The organism is Methylobacterium sp. CCH5-D2, from assembly GCF_001556475.1.
Taxonomy (GTDB): Bacteria; Pseudomonadota; Alphaproteobacteria; order Rhizobiales; family Beijerinckiaceae; genus Methylobacterium; species Methylobacterium hispanicum.
Genome location: NZ_LSIX01000415.1, coordinates 1 through 836 on the forward strand (window position 1 = coordinate 1; position 836 = coordinate 836).

The window sequence follows — 836 nt, forward strand, 5'->3', positions numbered from 1 at the left end:
GGGGCCGGGGCCGCGTCCGCGCCGTCCACGAGCCCGCCGCCGATCTGGCGCGCCGGGATCTCGGCCTCCCGCATGGTGCGCGAGACCGTGTCGAACCACGGGATGCTGATCGCGTCGAGCGGGATCACCTCCGGGACGCCCGGCCGCACGTCCCACTGGTAGGTGGCGCGCGCCACCGGCCCCGTGGGCGTGAGGATGGTCTCGCGGGTCACCGGGCCCGCGAAGGTGATGATGCCGCGGGTGCGCATCACCGGGCGGGGCGGCAGGCCCTCGGCCACCATGCCCTGCGCCTCCACCGTCACGATCCGCCGCCCGGTCTCGCCCATCTTCAGCGTCTCGGGGTCGGGGCTCCAGGAATCGGTGACGCTGACGTCCCGGGCGGGCAGCCACCAGGGTTCCTTCACCTCGGGGCCGCCCGAACCTTGCGTCCAGGCGGCGACGGGGAGCGGGATCGGGTTCGAACGGACGTCGACGACCCGGCGGGTGCCGAGGTCGTTGACGGTGAGCCGGTGCACGAACGGGTCGATGGTGAAGTCGCCCGCGTGGTGCGGGAAGATCGCCACCGTGCGGTCGAAGGCGAGCCCGACCTGTCCGTCGGGCAGGCGCTCGCGCCGCCAGGTGTCGCGCCCGAGCTGGGTCCAGCTGAAGTTCGCGAGCGTCGGCTGCACCACCTCCTCCAGCAGGATCTGCTGGCGGTAGAGCCCGCGGATGCGCAGCAGCACCATCTCGCGGGCATAGGGCGCCGCGTTGCCGGCGCGCTCCGCCGTCACCGTGAGCGTGAGGTCGCCGGCCTCGATCTCGGCACGGGCCGGGGCGGCGAGGAGGAGGGGGAGGAG

The 836-nt window shown here is 74.2% G+C and carries 1 pseudogene; it reads right to left on the reverse strand.

Annotated features, from left to right (window positions below):
* A pseudogene (locus AX737_RS10620) lies at positions 1-836 on the reverse strand (BatD family protein); the annotation flags it as partial.